This is a genomic window from Bacillus mesophilum, assembly GCF_008923265.1.
In the GTDB taxonomy this organism is placed as follows: Bacteria; Bacillota; Bacilli; order Bacillales; family Cytobacillaceae; genus Cytobacillus; species Cytobacillus mesophilum.
Genome location: NZ_WBOT01000006.1, coordinates 172,043 through 193,398 on the forward strand (window position 1 = coordinate 172,043; position 21,356 = coordinate 193,398).

The window sequence follows — 21,356 nt, forward strand, 5'->3', positions numbered from 1 at the left end:
ACGGAATTTCCATGCATTTTTGCGGCTTTTCATTTCTCGAGAGCTGCCTTTATAAGTACTTGCGATGAATAGACTTTCCATCATAAGAAAACACCATTTCCTTGCCTTCCACCATGCTCTCCATGTGGACATTTCTCCCCCACAGCTGATGGATATAAGGAAGTACTTTTTCCAAATATTTCAGATCAAGTTCAATTCCTTCATACCAATGCTTTATGTACAGCTCGCCATTTTTCAGATAATCACCATCCGTTACCGTTAGATAAGGAAAGCCTCCATTTACTCTCATGCCAACCAGCTGATCGCGCACGTTTTCCCATTGTTTATCAACTACTTTGTAATCCTTGCCCTGCTTTTGGAATAAGTACATATCCTCTCTCATGACAAGGTCTTTTGTTAGATAATTGCGTAAAAATGAAATATCGGATTCAATTTCACGCACCTCAAACATTTTCTCCCGCCCTGAACCTGGCTGAACTCCACGACGTTTCATTTCCTCTGTAGGATGATTGTACCGCTCTTCGATATCCTCAAACACTTTTAAGCCAAGATAATAAGGGTTGATGCCCGTTCTGGATGGCTGCACAACACCAGCATTTAGCTTTGCAAATTCAATTGCTTCTGAGCTTGTTAAATCAAGCTCTCTTAAGATCCGCTGATGCCAATAGGAAGCCCAGCCTTCGTTCATGATTTTCGTTTCCAGCTGCGGCCAGAAATATAACATTTCCTCGCGCATCATAGTTAAGATATCACGCTGCCAATCTGTCAATTCACGGCTATAGTTTTCAATAAAAAGCATTAAATCCTTTTCCGGACGAGGCGGAAATTTGCGTTTTTTCTTTATTTTTTCCTGCTTTGGCCCGCGATCATCTAAACCCCATAGATCATCGTAAGGTGAAGCTGCTATGTTATCTGAGCTTTCAAACTCACTTTCTTCTGTGCTCCACGCAAACTTCGGCCTCATTAAGGAAGGATCAATATGCTCCTCAATGGCGAGAACAGCATCTAAAAATGTCTCTACCTCTTTTCTGCCATGTTCAATTTCATATAAGCGGATCCTTTCAGCTGTTGCCGCCATACTTTCAACCATATCGCGCTTTGTATTCTGGAAGCGAACATTGTTTTTGAAGAAGTCGCAGTGTGCCAGAACGTGCGCGACGATGAGTTTATTTTGTATAAGTGAATTCGAATCAAGCAAAAAGGCGTAACACGGATCGGAATTAATTACAAGTTCATATATTTTTGAAAGTCCAAGATCATATTGAAGCTTCATTTTAAAGAATTGCTTGCCAAAGCTCCAGTGAGAGAAACGAGTTGGCATTCCATAGGCTCCAAATGTATAAATAATATCTGCCGGACAAATTTCATAACGCATCGGATAAAAGTCGAGACCAAACCCGCTGGCAATTTCCGTAATCTCCTGTATCGCATATTCGAGTGCTTTCGCATCCTCCACTTGCATTTGCCACTCCCCCTTTAAGTCCTTATCCTAATCTATGAGCAGGGACGGGGAATGATGATTCTTGCTCGTATTTTTATAGATGGCTCTTACATTCTTTACTGCATAAAAAAACAGGCTGTTTAACAGCCTGCCGGAAATTAGTCATTATCGTTATCAAATTCCAGTTCCAATACTTCGCCTGTTACTGCGTCTAATTCAATTTCTGCCTCGCCATTGTTTGTGCGCAGCTCAAATTCGTACTTCATTCTGCCATCATCGCTATCCAAGTCCATTTCCTTTACTTTGCCGTTAGCTTCTTTTTCTGCAATGGCAATTGCGTCTTTTTCAGATAAGATCTTTTGATCAGCAGTTTGTGTGCTTTGACCTGATGCAGAAGAGTTTGCTTGACTGTTTTGTACATAATCATCGTCTTGATCATCGAAATCATCGTCATCATCACGATCTTCTCTAACAGATAAAACTTCGCCAGTATATGCATCAATATCCACGTCATAATCCATGCGATCATCATTGTTATCAATATCCACGTCATAGTAGCGTCCGTTTAAATTACTTTCCAGTTCAATGCTTTCAATTACACCTGGCTGCTCTTTTAAGGCCAGCTCCTTAGCCTTCTCCAAAGTAATCATTTCTTTTGCTGCCTGCTCCTCAGCTGATTTTTGTGTTGCGCCAGCTGCTGCTGCTCCTCCTAATACGACAAACCCTGCAAGTGCACCGATCCAAATTTTCTTTTTCATTTTTGTTTCCTCCTTCAATTTGTTTTCTACAATATTAATATAGTCTTCTTATCTTAAAGAAACGGTAGAATAACATTAGAAAATGATGAGAAAGAAATGAAATTTACTCATTTAGGTGTAAAAATGCTGATGGATAGCGATTCCAGAGAAATTTGATGATCTAAATAAAGGGGTAAAATTGATGGATTGTTTTTTTCACTGCTGAATTTAAGGCAAGTGGAGTTTGATAAGGGGGATAGTCGCCATGATCTGGAAGTTATCTGCCCGACCGAATTCCATGAAATTCACCAAGATGGGGCGTTTAAGACATTGATACATCCCTCCTCCACTCGGAGTAGAATAAAAAAAAGGCCAAGGAAATCTCATTTCCCTGGCCTAATCTTTAATCTTCTTCCCATGATATAGTATATTTGCCTGTGATCGCGTTAATTTGGACGACGGCTTCTTGGTCATCTTCTGTCTCAATTTCTACTAGGTAGTAGGGCTGGTCATTGATGGATTCAAAATCAACGTCATCAATAGAGCCACTAACCGTTTGCAGGGCAATTTCTTTCGCTTGCTCTTCTGTTAAAATTTTAGTAGTCTCCTCTTCTAAAGGAGTTGTTTTTAGAATTTCGCCTGTTACAGCATCTATTTCAAGCTGGCTTTTTTGTTCTCCCTTTTCCACTTCAGCCACGTACAGTTTTTTCTCATTTGATGTGCTGCTTTTAACAGAAGTCACCTTATGACCTGCTGCTTTAAGCTGATCTTTAATCTGCTGTTGTGTTAAGATTTCCTTTTCAGCTGGTTCATCGCTTTTATCAGAAGTATCTGTGTTCTCGTTCGTTCCTGTTTTTTCGAGGGATCTTGTTTCTCCATTGAAGGCATCAATGGCAACCTGATATTTTCCGTTATCGCGATTCATCTCGGCGATAAACTCCCCGTCCAGTTCTTCAATATTCATTACCTCGCCTGTATAGCGATTCGCAATAAGTGTTTTGGCTTCTTCCATTGTCATTGCTTTTTCCTGATTAAATAGAAAAAAGCCTGCAATAAAACCAGCCAGAACCAATACAGTTAGGATCCATATCCATTTGTTTTTCATCTATTTCCCCCTCCATCCTTCTCTCCATATTATGAAACAGAAAAATGAGAAATGGATGAGAATTGCCTTAATTAAACATTAAAGTGACCGTGGTACCAGCCCCTTTTTCACTTTTAAGCTCCAGCTGGATGCCCATTACATCTGCCATTTCCTTTGCCAATGAAAGTCCCAGACCAGTTCCGCCATTTTGCCTTGTTCTTGCTTCATCCACCCGATAAAATCGTTCAAATACCCGCGGCAAATCCTCTTCACCGATGCCTGAACCGAAATCCTGAATATGGATAAGTACTTTCTGGTTCTTTTTTTCGCATGTAAGAATGATGTCATCATCGCTATATTTCCTCGCATTATCCAGAAAAATAAACAGCAGCTGTTTGAGCTTTTGCTCATCTGTACGCACAATGGAAGTCCCGTCACAAATAAATGAGATTTTTCGATTATAGGCTTGCTCAAACGCCTTAGCAGTTTGAAGCAAAAAGGGTTTTAGCTGAATGTCGTTCCATTCAATATTCCATTGTTCGTGGTGCTTAGCCAGCAATAACAGCTGTTCAGTCATTTCTCTCATTCTTATGGCTTCAGAATGAATCGCTTCAACAGATTCCTCGAATAAAGCTGGATCTTGTAAGCCTCTTCGTTTTAATAAACTCGCATAGCTTTCAATAACGGTTAAAGGCGTTTTAAATTCATGAGAGGCATTGGAAACAAACTGTTTTTGCTTTTCATAATTATTTTCCAATAAAGTAATCATATGATTAAACGTATCTCCCATTATATGAAGTTCGTCCTTCGATTTCCCCTCTAGCTTAAGCTGTTTAAACTGTCCGCTCTCCCTAATATCTTTCATAGTCTCAATCATTGAAATGATTGGATTCATGATAAAACTGCTCAAGATTCTGCTTGATATTAACACAGGAACAAGTGTCAGCAATGTAACAATCACAAGAACAATCCGAAACAGCTGCAGAATATTAATCGCTGATTGAATGCTTTGAACCGTCTGTAAATTAGCAACTTCTCCATCCGGCAAAATAATAGGAATAGACGAAAATGCATAATGCTGATTGCCAAGAACCAATTCTTCCGTTTGTTCTGACTGATAAAATTGTTCATCCATCTCGTCTAATAACTTTCGGTTTTCGTCTGAATTTGAGCCTATCGTACTTTTCAAATCACCATTAACATCCTGCACAATTTGAATAACTCCATCTAAAGGAGCATATGCCCTAAGCAGATCGGCTGGAGGTATTTGCCCTAGGGATTGGTCAATCTCCTGCGCCAGGTTTTCTAACTCATTCCTTGCAGTATCCAGTTCACTGTCTACAATCATCTTTGAAAACAGAAAGAAAAGAGCTGCATTCATGACAATAATAAGGAAGGCAAATAATACAGATGTGTACAAGTTAATTTTATTTCGAAGCTTCATTTTGGCTCCTTTATGACGTAGCCTACACCCCGAATCGTATGAATAAGGGAAGGCTCTCCTGCTGGTTCAATTTTTTTGCGGACATAGCGAATATATACATCAACCACATTCGTATCACCCATGAAATCGTAGCCCCATACAGCCTCTAATATTTGATCTCTGGACAGCACCTGTCTCTTATTGCGGAGCAGGAATGATAAAAGATCAAATTCCCTCGGTGTTAATTCAATTTGTACATCGCCTCTAGTCACTTCTCTTGTCTTTTCATTGATTTTCAAATTTTCTATTTCTAAAGAATCTATTTGTTCTTCATTTTGTTCACTCTGTTTGTTGCGCAGTGCAACTCTAACTCTTGCAAGCAGTTCTTCAATTTGAAAAGGCTTTGTAATATAATCATTTGCACCCAAATCAAGGCCAGAAACCTTATCCTCCACTGAACTTTTTGCCGTAAGAAGGAGCACAGGTGTAGATTTATTCCCTGCTCTGATTCTGCGCAGCAGTTCAATTCCGCTTAGTCCTGGCAGCATTACATCAAGCAGGATTAAATCCCAGGTTTCTGTTCTGAATTTCTCCAGTCCATCTAAGCCATCAAACACCTTGGTCACTTCATATCCTTCAAATCCCAGTTCCAATTCAAGCAAGCGTGCAATTTTTACTTCGTCTTCAACTACGAGTATTTTCTCTTTCGCCACCAGGTCTGCCTCCCCGCCATCTCTTCATACCTTTAGACTAGCAGAAACATTTTTTAAAATCCATTTCTTATTGCATCGAATAGATCAAAAAAACCCACCAAGCAAGGCTGCTGGTGAGGCAGGTACACGTATAAAAAAGAATGCCTTTTCATGCAACCTCAGCAGGATTACAATGAAAAGACATTCGATGGAAACAATCAATCCCTATTTCTGTTCTTCAACGGTCAGGCTTAACGACTTATTATCAGTAAGCAAATGAGTGACTTTAACTAGAATGGTTTTGTCTTTACCGTTCTCTTTTACAATGAAGACAAATGTATCCATTACTTCTGCTTCAGTCAATTTTCTGCGGCCGCCGTATTTATACTCTACTACTGCCTCGCCAGGATAATCCTCTTTCACAACAACTGTTGCAATTCTTCCGTATTTTTCATAATCCGGCTTTTCTTCCGCGTGGACAGGAAGATCTGCGTTTATTATGAAAAAAAGTGCTAATAACAGGACGGATAATCGTTTCATGCGTACCTCCATATGTTTGTCATTGCCTTTATTTTTTCAAAAAATGGTTTTTTTATGTCAACGATTTTCCTTTTCGATCATTTTCTTCGCTTCTTGTGCCAGCAGGATGCCGACATGCTGATTTCGTTCCCATTCCTTATGGAATTCGCTTGTGGGCGGAGCACGATCTTCGACCAGCCTGCATATCTCAATAGTCATGGCTGGTTTGCGGAATTCTGAAATAAACCAGTCTTTAAAGCCTCCTCCTACTGCTTCAGCGGAGGGCTCAGATAATGGGTAACCTGTTAATTCTGCTACTTCATTTGCAATAGCCCGATCTCTTACAGAATGAGCCCCATTATGATAGTCCCAAAAAACTTCCTGCCCGGAAGAATGGTATGCTACAGCAAGTTCTGGATTTATTTTATACACAAAACGTATAAGCGCTTTTACTTCCGCAGCTTCAACTGGATGCTTTCCTTTATAAAATTGCCAGGAAGGCAGTTCCGATCCAGTTTGCAGTTCATCCCAGCCGGAAGGATATTGCCTATTCAAATCAATGCCAATTCCATTCGCTTTCCAGCTTGTAAAATCAGAACGGCCATCATTCATTTCGAGCAGCCTTCCATGAAAACCTTTTGGAAAAGCATCTATTCCTTCCTGCTGCAGGACGACTCCATCAGGATTCAGCATAGGAATAAACCAGATAGAGATTTCGTCTAAGAGTCTGTACGAATATCCTCCAATCCCTTTTTTCTGATGATAGGCATAGGCATAATCCTCCATCATTTTCATCGTTAAGCTTGTTGTCAGCCATTCACGCCCATGATGGGAACCAACAATAAGAATATTTCGATTGCCTTTGCCTAGTCTTACAGCATAAAGATTCCGTCCAAATGATGATTTTCCGAACTTTTTAACCTTCATAAAACGGTATTGCTTTTTCATCGTTTTCAGATCTTGTTTCAAAATATCGTAATGATATGGTGCATGAGGATTTATAATAGCAGCATTTGCACCCCAGCCTGCTGCAAAAAAGAATACAGCAAATAATAGCACTATTCGTTTCATTGAAATAATCCTTCCTTATTCGTATCATCATTACCTTCCGCAAAAATAAAAAGCTTATACAGGTAAAAGTTGAAAAGCCCAGTAAACATGGATGACCAACATTTACTGAGAAATAAAACAGTAAGTTGACATACACTATTATCAACTCCTGAAAGAGGAGGCAAGATGATGAATAAAGTTGATTATGACCGTGCCTTATATTACACCCATCGTTCTGAATGGGATAACTTGTTAATCCTAATGGTTCGTACACAGGATCAGTTTCTTTCAAAAAAAATTGAGCATTTCCTGCATGCTTATAATTTTGAAAAAGACTACACAGTAGTAGAAAGAAACCTATATTCTTTACTGAGATATATTGACCATGCCAATGAATTGTCTGCGGAACATATTCTTGAACATACAGAAGCACACTCTATATAGGCGAATTCCACCAAAAAAACACGAGCCCAATGCTCGTGTTTTTCTTGCGTTAATACTTATGAATTCCTAGCCGCACCGCCAGCAGTGCTGCTTGGGTGCGGTCTGTTACCTGAAGCTTAGAAAGGAGGTTGGAGACATGTGTTTTGACTGTTTTTTCAGTAATAAAAAGAGCTGCTGCGATTTCTTTATTGCTTTTGCCTGCAGCAATTTCCCTCAATACATCCTTTTCTCTTTTGGTAAGGACATTTAATTCATTCTGCTCTGATTGGCGCTGGCTGAGCTGTTTAAGCAAATGTGCAGTTGCTTTTGGATGAATTTCATTTTCTCCCTTTACAAGCTTTTCAATGGCTTGCACCAGCACATCTGGCTGAACATCTTTTAACTGATATCCAGCTGCGCCTGCTTCAATGGCAGGGATTACATGGTCTTGGTCAGAAAAGCTCGTAAGGATCATGATTTTAGAGGGCATTGATCTCTTAGTAATTTCCCTCGTAGCCTCAATGCCATTCATAACCGGCATATCAAGGTCCATTAAAATAACATCTGGCCGGAAAGCCTCGGCCATCGAAACTGCTTCTTCTCCGTTTGAAGCTTCTCCGATGATTTCAATATTTTTTTGTGTTTTTAAGAAGAACACCAGACCGCGTCTGACAATATGGTGATCGTCTGCAATTAATAAACGGATGGCCATTTTTTCAACTCCTTATGACAAGGGCAATGTAATAATAATCTCTGTTCCATTACCTGGTGAGCTTTTCAGCTGAAAAGAACCGTGCATCTGTTCAGCACGCTCCTTCATGCTTTTTAAGCCAAGTGATGGTATCGATGCTTCTTGATCGTAATGAAACCCTGTACCTTCATCTCTAATCTGAAAAAAGATTCTTTCTGAATCCACTTCACATACTAAGTAAACATCACTTTCTCCAGAGTGCTTCTTGCTATTTGCCAGGGCTTCCTGGCCAATCCTCCATAATACTGCTTCCATCTGTTCTGACAAACATATGAGACCACGCACTGTAGCATGAATTCTTATGCCAATCATTTCACTATAGGTTGTTAGAGCAGAAATTAAGCCATTTTCAAGCCCATGCGGTTTTAGCTGCCAGATCAAAGCCCTCATTTCTTGTAATGCTTCCTGTGCTAGGTCTTGAATATATGTAAATGTTTCTTTTGTTTCTGTGTTTTCTGCGATCTCTGCTCCTCCTCTTGCTGTTAAACTCAATGAAAACAGCAATTGATTAACAGAATCATGGAGATCGCGGGCAAGGCGATTACGCTCAGCTGATAATGCAGCTTCCTGCTCAAGCCGTGTAAGATGAATTCTCTTCAATGCTGTTCCAATTTGAAATGCAACCGACTCTAACAGTGCAAGCTCACCATCATTAAAAGTCGTTTTTTCAGGAGTGCCTACATTTAGAATGCCAAATCGTTCGTTTCCGGCACGCAGCGGAACAGATGCATGATGTGTTAGCCCGTTTGTATGCTCCACTTTTTCAGCCAGTATTTTTTCAATTCGTTTACAGCCCATAATGTTTGTAGCCTCAGACAGATGGCCATTTCTATATTTATTAAGACACCAGCAGTCTCCTGAACACATTCGGGCAGTGTTGTTTCGCGCCAGCGCCCTTGGCAGATTTACAGCTGCAGCAAGCTCATGATTTCCATCCTCATCAATTAGAAAAATCCATCCTGTCTCCAGCTCAGTAATATGAAGCAGCCTTTCCAAAACGTTTATGAGAAGAGAATCTACATCAGTGCCAGTGTTTAAGAGCTCAGCAATCTCTTTTAAGGTTTGTAATTCATGATCTCTTTTCTCTTTCATCATAATTCCCCCTGTTATTGCTAATTCCATTATAAAACGATTCTGTAACGCTTGCGTTCTAAATTAGGAGGAATTTTATACATCAAAAGTCGTAGATGGATGAAAACTTTAGCATGAGATTATCTCTTCGTCTTTTTAGCTATATTCTTAGTGTGTTTATTTCTGCTCTAGCTCTAAGTCTTTTGGCCTTTTCCAATGGTTATCAATCACTCCCAATAATTTCTCGGGTATTTATCAGTTCTTTCGCTTATTTGCTTACCTTTTTCAAACAATCCCGCAAGTTTCCTTTTTATAAAAAACACAAAAAAAGCGTCCAATAGTCAAATGACAACTATTGGACACCCAAATTATTTTGCTAATACCTGCAATTTATTTTCAACATTCTTCATAAATGACTCTTTTATTTTGTCTAATTTCTCACTGCTGGCTTCAAAGGAGTCTGCAGTGATGCCGAAGTAGAACTTAATCTTTGGTTCGGTTCCGGATGGACGAAGACAAATCCAAGTGCCATCTTCAAAAAAGTATTTAATGACATTTGATTTTGGCAGCGATATTTGATTTTCTACCCCATCCAATTCTGTACGAATACCAGTTAAATAGTCCTCAACAGCATTCACCTTTATTTTTCCTAATTCTGTTAAAGGCTCAGAACGGAATGCTGATAAAATTTGCTGAATGGTTTCAGCACCATCTTTTCCTTTTAAAGTTAAAGACTCAAGTCCTTCCATATAGTAGCCATGTGTTTCGTATATTTCTACAAGAACATCATATAGTGATTTACCTTCCTTCTTATAAAAGGCTGCTGCTTCTACAGCAAGCAGTGCTGCCTGCACAGCGTCTTTATCCCGCGCAAAATCACCAATTAAATAACCATAGCTTTCTTCATATCCAAACAAGAATTTATATGTACCTTCATATTCATTTATTTTTTCGGCAATGAATTTAAAGCCTGTCAGCACATCTTCTGATTTCACTCCAAAGGAGGCTGCTACCTTGCTTCCAAGCTCTGAAGTAACGATGGTTTTCATCATGATGCCATTATCAGGAAGTGTTCCTTTCGCCTTTTTCTGCGTCAGTACATAGTGCAGCAATAACGCACCCGTTTGATTTCCGCTTAATAGCGTATATTCTCCGTCCTGCATCTTTACCGCAACACCGATACGGTCAGCGTCTGGATCAGTGGCAATTAATATATCACCATTCACACGTTTCCCTTCCTCAATGGCAAGTTGAAATGCAGACCTTTCCTCAGGGTTTGGACTAGCTACAGTTGAAAAGTTAGGATCAGGCAGTTCCTGTTCCTTAACCGTATAAATATGTTTATAGTGAAGAGATTGGAGACCATTGCGAACAGGGTGATTCGCAGTGCCATGAAGCGGTGTAAAGACAATCTTGATATCAGAATCCTCTCCCACATGCGGATGCTCGGAAATGGTCATAAGTTTCTGATTGTAAGCCCGATCAATATTTTCCCCTATCATAGTAATGAGTCCTTGTTCTTTTAACTCATTTTCATCATTTACTTCAATGGTAAGCTCGTTTTCTATTTCATTAACCTTCCCGATGACCTCATCTGCGGCAGCAAGGCCAAGCTGTGCACCGTCTGGTCCATATACTTTATAGCCATTATATTCCGGCGGATTATGACTTGCTGTTATAACAATACCTGCAAACGCATGCAAATATCTGACTGCAAAAGACAGCTCTGGAGTCGGTCTTAGCCCATCAAAAACATAGGTCTGGATTCCGCGGGTTGCCAATGTTTTCGCAGCCTCCATCGCAAATTCAGGCGACATATGTCTGGAATCGTAGGCAATCGCTACACCGCGATGCTTGGCTTCTAATCCTTGTTCTTCTATGTATGCAGCCAATCCTGCGGAAGCCTTGCGCACGGTATATATATTCATGCGATTCGTACCAGGCCCAATAACACCGCGCATCCCACCCGTTCCGAATTCTAATTCCTTGTAGAAGGCATCTTCTAAAAGCTTTTCATCTTGTTTTAAATTTTGGAGTTCAAGCTTTAAATCTTCCTGTACTTGCTCAAACTGACTCCAGCGTTCAGCTTTCTCTTTCCATGTCATTCACCATCAGCCTCCTAAAAAAAATCCATATGTATGCTTATTACATTCGATAAAACAAACAGAAATCCTTTTGAATCTGCACCTGAATTTGTGACAATTCATGACAGAACCAAAAGGATTAAACATGCATTTCTGTTTTAATTTTACTTTTTATATTCAATTCTGTAAACGTCATGACGGCGATCCTTTAAGTGAAGGACCGTGCCGTCCTGACGCTGTCTTCTTAAAACTTCCAGATCGACATCGCCAATCTGAACCATTTCAATATTTGCATTTGCCTCACCAATAATTCCGTCTCTGGCAAATTCCACGTCGGATGGAGAAAATATACCGGATTGCGCATACTGTATATCCATATTATCAGCTTGAGGCAAATTGCCGACTGTTCCAGAAATAACAGTATAGATTTGATTTTCAATGGCACGAGCCTGTGCGCAATAGCGGACTCTTAAATATCCTTCCCGGTTGTCAGTACAAAATGGCGTAAAGATAATATTGGCACCTTTATCTGTGGCAATACGGGCAAGCTCTGGGAATTCAATATCATAGCAGATTTGAATGGCAATTTTTCCGCAATCTGTATTAAAGACTTTTACTTCGTCCCCTTCGCTAATTCCCCACCATTTTCTTTCATTCGGTGTAATATGAATTTTATATTGCTTTTCAATGGTTCCATCCCGACGGAATAAATAGGCAATATTGTATATCTTATCGTCATCTTCTTTTACAAAATGAGAGCCGCCGATAATATTAATATTGTAGCGGATGGCTAAATCCGTGAAGAGCTGAATATAGTCCTCGGTAAACTCTGTTAATTTTCTGATCGCCAGGCTAGGCGTTTTCTCATCTAAAAAGGACAGAAGCTGTGTTGTAAAAATTTCTGGAAATACAGCAAAATCGGATTCCGCATCAGATGCCACATCTGTAAAGTACTCCACCTGATTCGCAAAGTCTTCAAATGATTTAATTTGGCGCATCATATATTGAACAACACAAATCCGTACAGGATAACTTGTTTTGTAAAATCGTTTGGATGTAGGGCGATAGTCAACATTATTCCATTCCATTAAGGTCGCATATTTATTGGACTGCACATCATCAGGCAAATAATTAGGGTTAATGCGCATCAGTGAAAAGCCATTTAGAAGCTGAAAAGAAAGGACAGGATCATAAATAATATGTAAGGATACCTCATTCACATATTCTCTTGGGCTCATTTGGTCTGCGTGTTTATGATAGTTGGGAATCCTGCCGCCAATGATAATGCTTTTTAAATTTAGTGCCCGAACCAATTCTTTACGTTCTTCATATAAACGATGCCCAATTTTCATTCGGCGATAAGCGGGGTGAACCATTACTTCAATTCCATATAGGTTATAGCCATCTGGATTGTGATTGGTAATATAGCCATTATCCGTTACATCTGCCCATGTATGACGATCGTCATATTCATCAAAATTGATAATAAGACTCGAACATGAGCCGATGATTTCACCATCATATTCTGCGACAAACTGTCCTTCCGGAAAAATGCTTATGTGACTTTCCAAGTGTTCCTCTTTCCAAGGATCCATCCCTGGAAAACATTTTCCCTGCAGACTGATAATCTCCGGAATATCTTTTCTTTGCATATTTCTAATAATCATCTTTTTCTCAAATCGACTTAAATCAAGCTCACTCAAGCATAACACTCCCTATTTTTATATACACAATTGATTTGCTTCATTTGCTAAATTCCTGTTTTATGTATAATCAATTATTTCCTATACCCTCTTTTCTCAGCAATCTAACATTACTTTCTATTTCTAGCATATGAATTTTATAAAAAATCTATAATTGAATTGAAAAATTATCTTTTAATCGAGACAGTTTCGTTTACTTTAAAAGAGGTGGACCTTATAATTTTTACAGCAAGGAATTTCCACCAGGTTTTATCACCAAATTTAAGGCTGTTTCTGCATCTTGCGGCTCATTTAATCATTCTCCAATTATGTAAAAATGAATCAAGACAGCCGATCAAAAAGGAGACAAGTATGAACAAGTCTGTTAAAGACAAAAGGGAAAACACCCTCTTTATTGCCTGGGCAGCATCTATTATTGCCATGTTTGGCAGTCTGTATTTCTCAGAAATCAGACAGTATGAGCCTTGTGATCTTTGCTGGTATCAGCGGATCCTTATGTATCCATTCACCATTATTCTAGGAGTCGCTGTTGTAAAAAAGGATTATAAAATAGCTTTATATTCCATGATTTTATCAGCTATTGGCGGGTGTATTTCCCTTTATCATTACGCTCTGCAGAAGCTTCCCTTTTTACAGGATGCCGCACCTTCATGCGGGCGAGTACCGTGCACTGGCCAATATATAAATTGGTTCGGATTTATCTCTATTCCGTTTTTAGCTCTTATTGCATTTATGATCATTTTTGTATGCAGCTTTTTGATTTGGAAACAATCGAAGGAGGAAAATTGAAAATGAAGAAAATCATAATATTTCTAGCCATTATGCTGGTTTTATTCGGTGGGGTTGGCGTATTAACTTATATGCAGAATAAAGCACCAGAGGATAATGTCTATCAGAAAGATACACTTGAGCCGGAAACATTAGCTCAGCTTGACGATCCTAATTATCAAAATATCATCTTGCCGGAAGCACTTGGGGATAAATTGGAGAATGGCGAAGATACAACAGTATATTTTTATAGCCCAACCTGTCAATATTGCCAGCAAACCACTCCGATTGTGGCTCCTTTAACAGAAGATATGGGGATTGATCTTGTTCAATATAATCTGCTTGAATTTGAACAAGGATGGGATGACTTTAATATTTCTGAAACACCAACGATTATCCAATTCAAAGATGGCGAAGAAGCTGCAAGAATTACTGGTTTAAGAGAAGAAGCTGTTTTTGAGGATTGGTTTAACGAGAATTCAATGTAACTTTAAGTATAAAAAATCCTGCTGATGAGTGCGTCAGCAGGATTTTCTAACATTGCAGGTTAAACAAGCCATTCATTTGCAGGTTTTGTATATACACTAAAGCGTGTATCTGTGTTAGCTTCTTTTTCTTGGCTAAATTGGCTAAAATGGAAGGGAAAGGAAAGTTCAAACCTTTCCAGGATTTCAACGTTTCTATTAAACATATCCTCATACTTTTCATCAATTTCTGCCATTTCCAATATAGAGTAAATCGTTTCCAGCCCGCAAATGACTTGATACGCCTCCCTCAGCGTGCCAAAATATTCAAAATGGCGGGTGGATGTGTGCAGCACCTTCAATGTTTGAAATTCTTTAATTTCCTCATCAGTAAAATATTTTGGAAAAATATCTGCGTAAAATTTCTGAATGAGCCGGGCAATACGCTGTTCCTGATCTGGAGTAGATGCAAATACAACCTTCACCGAAAAAAACCACCTTTAAACACCTGTAATAATTTCGTAATATATAATAAGAATAGCATATTCTATGCTGGTAACAGGGTGGTAATTATACCCACGCATAAGTTAAATATTAGCAATTATCTATTCCAATAAAGCTAAACCTATATTTTTGGAAATATCTAGTTATACCGTTCCGAATTCACAGGTTATAATTCATTATATGGTGGAAGAACATGATTTTATCTTCCAAAGTTAGGAGTAAATTATGGTAACAGCCAAGGTAAAAGGAGAATGGTATGAAATTACCATTCCAGAACAATGGAATCAAGTTTCAGTGGACCATCTATTCAGAAATATTTGGCAAGCATCGAAGAAACAAATTCATTTTATGCGGATGGAAAAGCATGTTTTAATGAATGGAGAAATAGCTCAATGGGAAAAGCCAATACAAACAGGCGATCTGCTGATGATGAAAGTATTTGGAGAAGAGGCATCTGAAGTGCTCCCAGAATATATGCCAATTGAAGTTCTGTTTGAGGATGAACATTTTATTATTTTCAATAAGCCTGCCGGAATGGATACGCACCCAAATGAACCAGGACAAAAAAATACACTTGCTAACGCAGCAGCATTTCATGTTCTTTCTCAAGGAGTTCAGAGAAATGTAAGACATATACATCGCCTTGATCAGGATACATCCGGATGCATTCTTTTTGCCAAACATCCATTAGCAGGAGTCATTGCCGATAAGCTGCTTGAAGAAAGAAAAATCAAACGTACCTATTCAGCACTCGTACATGGTCATCTTAGGAAAAAAAGCGGAACCATTCACGAACCGATCGGTCGCGACAGACATCATCCAACAAGAAGAAGGGTTTCACCGAAAGGTCAGGATGCCATCACCCATTTTTCAGCATTTCAATTTTTTGAAAAAGAAAAACTTACGTTTATTCAATGTCAGCTGGATACAGGAAGAACTCATCAAATTCGTGTACATCTTAGTCATATCAAACACCCTCTGGCCGGCGACACTCTTTATGGAGGCAAACCGATATTTTCAAGACAAGCCTTGCATGCAGCGAGATTAACCTTTACGCATCCTTTTACACTCGAAAAGGTTGATGTAACCTGCCCGCCGCCAAAGGAATTTAGTGCTTATATGAAAGATCATTAAACGCAGAAAAGCCTCCCATTATCAGGAAGGCTTTTCTATTTCAATCTGCATGTAACTATTAGTCAGTAGATTTTCTAAATGCTCTCATTGCAAAGCTAACAATTAGCACAAGTACAATTGCACCAATTAGAGCTGGTACGATGGCAAAGTCTGCAACAACTGGACCCCAATCTCCTAAGATTAATGATCCAAGCCATGCCCCGATGAATCCGGCAATAATATTGCCAATAACTCCGCCTGGTACGTCTCTGCCTGTAATTAATCCGGCAACCCAACCAATAATACCACCTATAATTAATGCCCAAAGAAAGCTTAACATTATAATTCCTCCTTGTTCGTTTTCAATAGTTTTTGTTATATAGTGTAACTTATACAACTAGCAGAAAGTTTTCCTTTTCCACATGTGGTTTTTTCTGCTTGTACAAGTTAAATACCCCGCATTCAAAAACTGAAACATGTTAATAAAATAGTGATTGAAAGAGGAATACAATGAAAACGTTTAATTATTGGTTGCATAAATATTCCCTCAGCACAACAAAAAGCGATTGCTTTTTGCAATCGCTCGTTTATTTGAACGGCTTTAGCCAGTTAGTTAGGATATTCCCGGCCAAAAATTTGTCCTAAACCTCTTCAAGCAAAAAATCAGATGAATGTAATCCATAAAAGTATAAGCGATGCAGCGGACGTGTCATGGCTACATATAAAAGCTTAATATCCAGCGGAGAGGCATCTGAGTAAACTTCATCCAGGGAAAAAACAATGACCGCATCAAACTCCAATCCTTTAACCAAATATGAAGGAACAATAACTGCCTCGTCCTTTGGAATTTCCTCTTGTTCCTGCAGCAATTTTACACGTACCTTAGAATAGTCCTTAAAAAGCTGATAGAGCTGCTCACAATCTGTCCTGGTTTTGCCAATAAGCGCAAAGGTTTTAAAGTGCTCATTCTTCAGTTCCTGCAATTTTTTCTCAAGCTGCTTTACAAAAAACTTGCCTTCTTTTCGCCGATAAAAAGCTGGTGCCTCTCCATGTCTGACAACAGGAACTACCTTTGGGAAAAAAATCGGGAGTTTTTCGAGAAGCATATTGGCTTCTTCCATAATCTCTACAGTCGTCCGATAGCTTTTTTGCAATTCCGTATAAGTTGCACGGGGAAAAATATGTTCAATCACCGTTTCCCATGAAGAAAGACCTCGATAAGAATGAATGCCTTGAGCAAGATCTCCAACTAATGTAAACATATCTGTATCTGCCGCTTTTTTTAAGGATAAAAGCTCCATAAAGCTATAATCCTGAGCTTCGTCAATTACTATGTTTTTGGCTCGATGTTCTTTTTCCAGACCATATAAATGAACCTGTAAAAATAATAGGAGTGCTAAGTCCTCCCGTTCGTACTCATTTTTCTTAAATAACTGCTGATTGTAGTCACAAAGCAGCTCTGCTTCCTCCATAGATAATGTTCCGTCTGAAAGTGAATGAAGTTCTTTTGCATCCTGAAATAAATCGCGATAATAAGAACGCAGATCTTTTTTAGGAAAAGGCTTCATATACTTTCTGACTGCCCCTTTAATGGCAGACTGTATCTCACCCACTCTCTTTTCTTTTTTATCCATAGCTTCAATTACATACTGACGCCTTTTATCGGGATCATCGCCGCGATAAAGAGCTCGTTCAATCCTCACATCATAGTAGGTTTGAATCTTTTCCAGCATATTTTTCTTTTTTAATCGCACATCATTCTGAAGGATCCCCTTTAATTTTTCAAGCCTGCGGTAAAGAGGTAAATAATCATAATCATCTCTAAATAGCTTTATAAACTTTTTATGGCTAAATAAACGAAATTTATCTACATAGAAATCCTCAGCCGGATAAAAGGTTTTGCTTATTTTTATTAAATAATTGGTTAAAATAGTTTGAAATACAGCTGATCCTTTAAGGGCGGACAGCTGCTGAATACCTTTTGAAGACTGTGAATCCTTGTCTTCAATGATCCTGATCAGCTTATCATCCTTTTGCAACTCCATTTTCAAATCAATACAAAGTTTGACATAGTCCTGAAAGGTTGTCTGGCGGATTCTTTCCACTCCAAGTTCTGGCAGAGCTTCAGATATGTAATGCAGGAACAATCCGCTTGGGGCAATAATCATCAGCTGTTCCGGAGCAAAATTCTCTTTATATTGGTAAATAAAATAACTAATCCTGTGCAGCGCAATCGTCGTTTTGCCGCTGCCCGCTCCTCCCTGAACAATAATGGGCTTGTTCAAATCAGCTCGGATAATTTTATTCTGTTCTTCTTGGATCGTGGTAATAATTTCGGTGAGGCGATTACTTGAGCTTTTAGCCAGAGACTCCTGCAATAATTCATCTGTTGTGGTTAAGTCAATGTCGCGAATTTCCTGCATGAATCCGTCTTCAATCATAAATTGTCTCTTTAAAGTCAAATCACCAGTAAAACTCTCCTCATAGGATTCATATTGGACCGGTCCAAGTCTTCCTTCATAATAAAGGTTTGCAATCGGTGAGCGCCAATCCACTATGATTTGCTCCTGGCTTTCCCGAGAATACAAAGAAGTTTTGCCAAGATAAAGAACTTCTTTTTCTCCTGCACCATCACGGTTAAAATCAATTCTTGCAAAATAAGGCGTTCTTCTGGCTTTTTTTAAAGACTTTAACTCATCCTTAGACATCTCAAAAAATCTGGCATTGGTTAACAGGGAAGAATAACTTAAACTGGATTCAAGCCAATCAGCATCCGAAAAGGCTTCTTTCATATTTTCCTGAAATTGTTCCTTACTGGATTCAGCTGTTTTCACAACAGCTTCAATATACCGTTTAGTAAATTCTAATCGCTGCAGTTCTGTTTTGTAATCGGGGTGATTCTGAAGAGACATTCATTTTACCTCCAAAGTTTAATTTCAGCCGCAATGGAGAAAGAAAAAGCACACGGCACTTCGCCCAGGAATTCCAATCATCCTAAGCTTAAAGTGCAACTGCTTTTAAGAATAGCAAAACGCGTGAGAAGAAGAATATATTATCAGAAAAATCTGCAACAAGCAATGTTTTATGAAAAAAAGCAGCGATACACGTTGTTCGGCAATGAACTAAGGTTTCCGAAAGCCGGAGGCCGGGAAAAATTTTTTCTTATAGGATATTTACGAGGTTTATTGGTCTTAGATATTTCTGGAATCTGTGCTTCTTGTTCTTTTCGGGAATGACTCGCCTTGGGAGATTCCTGAAATCTGTGGCTTCCCTTCTTTTCGGGAATGACTCGCCTTGGGGGATTCCTGAAATCTGTGGCTTCCCTTCTTTCGGGAATGACTCGCCCTTGGTAATTCCTGAAATCTGTGGCTTTCCTGCTTTTCGGGAATGACTCGCCTTAGATAATTCCTGAAATCTGTGACTTCCCTTCTTTTCGGGAATGACTCGCCTTGGGTAATTCCTGAAATCTGTGGCTTCCGCTCTTTTCGGGAATGACTCGCCCGTGGTAATTCCTGAAATTTGTGCCTTCCCTTCTTTTCGGGAATGACTCGCCCGTGGTAATTCCTGAAATTTGTGCCTACCCCTCTTTTCGGGAATGACTCGCCTTGGGTAATTCCTGAAATCTGTGGCTTTCCCTCTTTTTGGGAATGACTCGCCTTGGGTAATTCCTGAAATCTGTGGCTTCCCTGCTTTTCGGGAATGACTCGCCTTGGTAATTCCTGAAATCTGTGGCTTCCCTTCTTTTCGAGAATGACTCGCCTTAGATAATTCCTGAAATCTGTGGCTTCCCTTCTTTTCGAGAATGACTCGCCTTGGGTAATTCCTGAAATCTGTGGCGTCCGCTCTTTTCGGGAATGACTCGCCCGTGGTAATTCCCGAAATTTGTGCCTTCCCCTCTTTTCGGGAATGACTCGCCCGTGGTAATTCCTGAAATCTGTGGCGTCCCCTTTTTTCGGGAATGACTCGCCCGTGGTAATTCCTGAAATTTTTGCCTACCCCTCTTTTCGGGAATGACTCGCCTTGGGTAATTCCTGAAATCTGTGGCTTTCCCTCTTTTCGGGAATGACTTGCCCGCAGTTATTCCTCTAAACTTTGACCCACACGTTTTTTAGGATTACTCCCACGCCCTAACTCTGACACACACAACTTTTAAGAAATATTCATTGGCCCTTACTTTAAAGAGAACTCTCCAATTAAAAAAGCCGGAAAATAAATTCCGACTTTCCCAGTAATAACATTTAAGGTATCTCAGGCGTTTCAACTTCAGGCAGATCACCGCTTAAGCTTTCCATAAAAGCAACAAGCTGCTGCACTTCTTTATCCGTTAAGCCTAATGGATTGATCAGATCACTTTTGTTTACATGATCTCCTCCGCCGTCGTTATAATAATTTACCACATCTTCGAGAGTGGCAAAGCTGCCGTCATGCATAAATGGCGCCGTATGAGCAACACCTCTTAAACCTGTCGTACGGAATTTCCCTTTATCTTCTTCGTTTTTGGTTACCTCGTATCTTCCTTCATCACCTGTCATCCCAAGATTGTGATAGCTATAATCAGAGAGCATTGGACCGGCATGGCAGGTAATACAGCTTGCTTTTCCGGCAAAAAGCTTCATGCCTTCTTTTGCATCTGCACTAATAGCATCCTCCTGACCCTGTAAATAGCGATCAAAGGCTGTATCTGAGATGACAATGGTACGCTCAAATGCAGCGATTGCCTTCGCAATATTATTCGCACTAATTGGATCATTAAAAACAGTGTTAAATTGTTCTACATATGTTGGTACACCATTAAGCTCAATGACAAGTTCATCAAGGTCCTGATTCATTTCCACTTCAGATTGTATCGGTCCAAGTGCCTGTTCTTCCAGACTTCCTGCTCTGCCGTCCCAAAAGTATTCAGGATAATAGCCCGAATTGATAATAGTCGGGCTATTTCTGCTCCCTTGTGCGCCTTCAAACCCAATAAATGTTCCAAGTCCATCACCATAACCTGCACCTGGAGCATGACATGTCATACAGCTTAATTTATTATTTCCAGACAATCTAGGATCAAAATAAAGTGTTTTTCCTAATTCAACCTTTTCATCTGTCATTTCATTATCAGCAGGTATCGGCATTTCACCTAACGGCTCAAACATCGCTTTTACATTTTCTAACTCTTTATCGACACCAGCTGTTTCGGTTTCAGGCTGGTCTTTTTCAGGAGCTGCAGCATTCTCGTTTTCATTGCTGCACGCGCTGAGCATTAGAAGAACCATAAATATGAATAACGGATATCTTAATTTCATCAGTTACTCCCCCTCTTTTTCAATTTGCCAATGATAACGCTATCTTTATTTTTCAATTTGAGTATATAACTAAAAGAATGATCATTTAGCAATCATTTCCGAAAAGTTTGTGACACTTATCACAAATCAACTTATGCCTTGTAATCAACTTGTTTACATTATAAAGACTGCAAAGTTATTTTCATAAGATCCTATTATCTATCAATCGATATTTAAAAGATGTTATTTCTTTTTACCT

19 protein-coding genes are annotated in these 21,356 nt (G+C 39.3%); 4 read left to right on the top strand and 15 right to left on the bottom strand.

The annotated features are described in order from the left end of the window. Positions 1-49: 49 nt before the first annotated feature. The 7 genes from F7732_RS17605 to F7732_RS17635 form a co-directional block, all read right to left on the bottom strand. Positions 50-1,462: a SpoVR family protein gene (locus F7732_RS17605; protein WP_151575410.1), complete on the bottom strand. Its 1,413-nt coding sequence runs from the start codon at positions 1,460-1,462 to the stop codon at positions 50-52. A 137-nt stretch (positions 1,463-1,599) separates the two neighbouring features. Next, positions 1,600-2,199, bottom strand: a complete 600-nt coding sequence (locus F7732_RS17610) for a PepSY domain-containing protein (RefSeq protein ID WP_151575411.1) — start codon at positions 2,197-2,199, stop codon at positions 1,600-1,602. A gap of 382 nt (positions 2,200-2,581) precedes the next feature. Further along, positions 2,582-3,283 carry a PepSY domain-containing protein gene (locus F7732_RS17615; RefSeq protein WP_151575412.1) on the bottom strand — a complete coding sequence of 234 codons (702 nt, stop codon included), beginning with the start codon at positions 3,281-3,283 and terminating at the stop codon, positions 2,582-2,584. A gap of 67 nt (positions 3,284-3,350) precedes the next feature. Continuing rightward, positions 3,351-4,706, bottom strand: coding sequence for a sensor histidine kinase (locus F7732_RS17620; protein WP_151575413.1), 1,356 nt, complete (start codon positions 4,704-4,706; stop codon positions 3,351-3,353). Beyond that, a complete protein-coding gene (locus F7732_RS17625; protein ID WP_151575414.1) occupies positions 4,703-5,398 on the bottom strand; it encodes a response regulator transcription factor in 696 nt (231 codons plus the stop codon). The genes F7732_RS17620 and F7732_RS17625 overlap by 4 nt, the downstream gene beginning before the upstream one ends. A 204-nt stretch (positions 5,399-5,602) precedes the next feature. Beyond that, positions 5,603-5,917 (bottom strand): DUF3889 domain-containing protein, encoded by a 315-nt coding sequence (locus tag F7732_RS17630; RefSeq protein ID WP_151575415.1) that lies wholly within the window; start codon positions 5,915-5,917, stop codon positions 5,603-5,605. A 57-nt stretch (positions 5,918-5,974) separates the two neighbouring features. Continuing rightward, positions 5,975-6,967 (bottom strand): M14 family zinc carboxypeptidase, encoded by a 993-nt coding sequence (locus F7732_RS17635; protein WP_151575416.1) that lies wholly within the window; start codon positions 6,965-6,967, stop codon positions 5,975-5,977. Positions 6,968-7,135: 168 nt separating this feature from the next. On the opposite strand from F7732_RS17635, the gene F7732_RS17640 reads away from it, so the two are divergent. Continuing rightward, the gene (locus F7732_RS17640) at positions 7,136-7,390 is read left to right on the top strand and encodes a YhdB family protein (RefSeq protein ID WP_151575417.1); all 255 of its coding nucleotides are present in this window, start codon (positions 7,136-7,138) and stop codon (positions 7,388-7,390) included. Between the two features lie 49 nt (positions 7,391-7,439). Here F7732_RS17640 and F7732_RS17645 read toward each other — a convergent pair whose 3' ends face one another. From F7732_RS17645 to F7732_RS17660, 4 genes are all read right to left on the bottom strand, one after another. Further along, complete coding sequence (locus F7732_RS17645) at positions 7,440-8,081, bottom strand: response regulator (protein WP_151575418.1); 642 nt, start codon at positions 8,079-8,081, stop codon at positions 7,440-7,442. A 12-nt stretch (positions 8,082-8,093) separates the two neighbouring features. Further along, entirely contained in the window at positions 8,094-9,215 is a 1,122-nt protein-coding gene (locus F7732_RS17650; RefSeq protein WP_151575419.1) for a GAF domain-containing sensor histidine kinase, read from the bottom strand. A 344-nt stretch (positions 9,216-9,559) separates the two neighbouring features. Beyond that, entirely contained in the window at positions 9,560-11,296 is a 1,737-nt protein-coding gene (locus tag F7732_RS17655; protein WP_151575420.1) for a phospho-sugar mutase, read from the bottom strand. A gap of 143 nt (positions 11,297-11,439) precedes the next feature. After that, positions 11,440-12,978 (bottom strand): carbon-nitrogen hydrolase family protein, encoded by a 1,539-nt coding sequence (locus F7732_RS17660; protein WP_151575421.1) that lies wholly within the window; start codon positions 12,976-12,978, stop codon positions 11,440-11,442. Positions 12,979-13,329: 351 nt separating this feature from the next. Here F7732_RS17660 and F7732_RS17665 point away from each other — a divergent pair, with 351 nt between their 5' ends. Both F7732_RS17665 and F7732_RS17670 read left to right on the top strand, forming a co-directional pair. Further along, positions 13,330-13,767, top strand: a complete 438-nt coding sequence (locus F7732_RS17665) for a disulfide formation protein C (RefSeq protein ID WP_151575422.1) — start codon at positions 13,330-13,332, stop codon at positions 13,765-13,767. 2 nt (positions 13,768-13,769) lie between these two features. Further along, positions 13,770-14,234, top strand: coding sequence for a thioredoxin family protein (locus F7732_RS17670; RefSeq protein ID WP_151575423.1), 465 nt, complete (start codon positions 13,770-13,772; stop codon positions 14,232-14,234). Positions 14,235-14,293: 59 nt separating this feature from the next. Here F7732_RS17670 and F7732_RS17675 read toward each other — a convergent pair whose 3' ends face one another. After that, positions 14,294-14,695 (bottom strand): YhcU family protein, encoded by a 402-nt coding sequence (locus F7732_RS17675; protein WP_151575424.1) that lies wholly within the window; start codon positions 14,693-14,695, stop codon positions 14,294-14,296. Between the two features lie 244 nt (positions 14,696-14,939). Between F7732_RS17675 and F7732_RS17680 the strand changes: the two genes are divergently transcribed. Next, entirely contained in the window at positions 14,940-15,848 is a 909-nt protein-coding gene (locus F7732_RS17680) for an RluA family pseudouridine synthase (RefSeq protein WP_151575425.1), read from the top strand. A gap of 58 nt (positions 15,849-15,906) precedes the next feature. On the opposite strand, the gene F7732_RS17685 is transcribed toward F7732_RS17680, so the two are convergent. From F7732_RS17685 to F7732_RS17695, 3 genes are all read right to left on the bottom strand, one after another. Beyond that, complete coding sequence (locus tag F7732_RS17685; protein WP_080847673.1) at positions 15,907-16,167, bottom strand: GlsB/YeaQ/YmgE family stress response membrane protein; 261 nt, start codon at positions 16,165-16,167, stop codon at positions 15,907-15,909. Between the two features lie 301 nt (positions 16,168-16,468). After that, positions 16,469-18,739 (bottom strand): HelD family protein, encoded by a 2,271-nt coding sequence (locus F7732_RS17690; RefSeq protein ID WP_151575426.1) that lies wholly within the window; start codon positions 18,737-18,739, stop codon positions 16,469-16,471. 1,326 nt (positions 18,740-20,065) lie between these two features. After that, complete coding sequence (locus F7732_RS17695; protein WP_151575427.1) at positions 20,066-21,118, bottom strand: cytochrome-c peroxidase; 1,053 nt, start codon at positions 21,116-21,118, stop codon at positions 20,066-20,068. Between the last annotated feature and the right edge of the window lie 238 nt (positions 21,119-21,356).

Bases quoted from the DNA above. Each gene is read 5' to 3' on its own strand.
- F7732_RS17605 (WP_151575410.1), bottom strand. From the start codon at position 1,462: ATGCAAGTGGAGGATGCGAAAGCACTCGAATATGCGATACAGGAGATT.
- F7732_RS17610 (WP_151575411.1), bottom strand. From the start codon at position 2,199: ATGAAAAAGAAAATTTGGATCGGTGCACTTGCAGGGTTTGTCGTATTA.
- F7732_RS17615 (WP_151575412.1), bottom strand. From the start codon at position 3,283: ATGAAAAACAAATGGATATGGATCCTAACTGTATTGGTTCTGGCTGGT.
- F7732_RS17620 (WP_151575413.1), bottom strand. From the start codon at position 4,706: ATGAAGCTTCGAAATAAAATTAACTTGTACACATCTGTATTATTTGCC.
- F7732_RS17630 (WP_151575415.1), bottom strand. From the start codon at position 5,917: ATGAAACGATTATCCGTCCTGTTATTAGCACTTTTTTTCATAATAAAC.
- F7732_RS17635 (WP_151575416.1), bottom strand. From the start codon at position 6,967: ATGAAACGAATAGTGCTATTATTTGCTGTATTCTTTTTTGCAGCAGGC.
- F7732_RS17640 (WP_151575417.1), top strand. From the start codon at position 7,136: ATGAATAAAGTTGATTATGACCGTGCCTTATATTACACCCATCGTTCT.
- F7732_RS17645 (WP_151575418.1), bottom strand. From the start codon at position 8,081: ATGGCCATCCGTTTATTAATTGCAGACGATCACCATATTGTCAGACGC.
- F7732_RS17650 (WP_151575419.1), bottom strand. From the start codon at position 9,215: ATGATGAAAGAGAAAAGAGATCATGAATTACAAACCTTAAAAGAGATT.
- F7732_RS17655 (WP_151575420.1), bottom strand. From the start codon at position 11,296: ATGACATGGAAAGAGAAAGCTGAACGCTGGAGTCAGTTTGAGCAAGTA.
- F7732_RS17665 (WP_151575422.1), top strand. From the start codon at position 13,330: ATGAACAAGTCTGTTAAAGACAAAAGGGAAAACACCCTCTTTATTGCC.
- F7732_RS17670 (WP_151575423.1), top strand. From the start codon at position 13,770: ATGAAGAAAATCATAATATTTCTAGCCATTATGCTGGTTTTATTCGGT.
- F7732_RS17680 (WP_151575425.1), top strand. From the start codon at position 14,940: ATGGTAACAGCCAAGGTAAAAGGAGAATGGTATGAAATTACCATTCCA.
- F7732_RS17685 (WP_080847673.1), bottom strand. From the start codon at position 16,167: ATGTTAAGCTTTCTTTGGGCATTAATTATAGGTGGTATTATTGGTTGG.
- F7732_RS17690 (WP_151575426.1), bottom strand. From the start codon at position 18,739: ATGTCTCTTCAGAATCACCCCGATTACAAAACAGAACTGCAGCGATTA.
- F7732_RS17695 (WP_151575427.1), bottom strand. From the start codon at position 21,118: ATGAAATTAAGATATCCGTTATTCATATTTATGGTTCTTCTAATGCTC.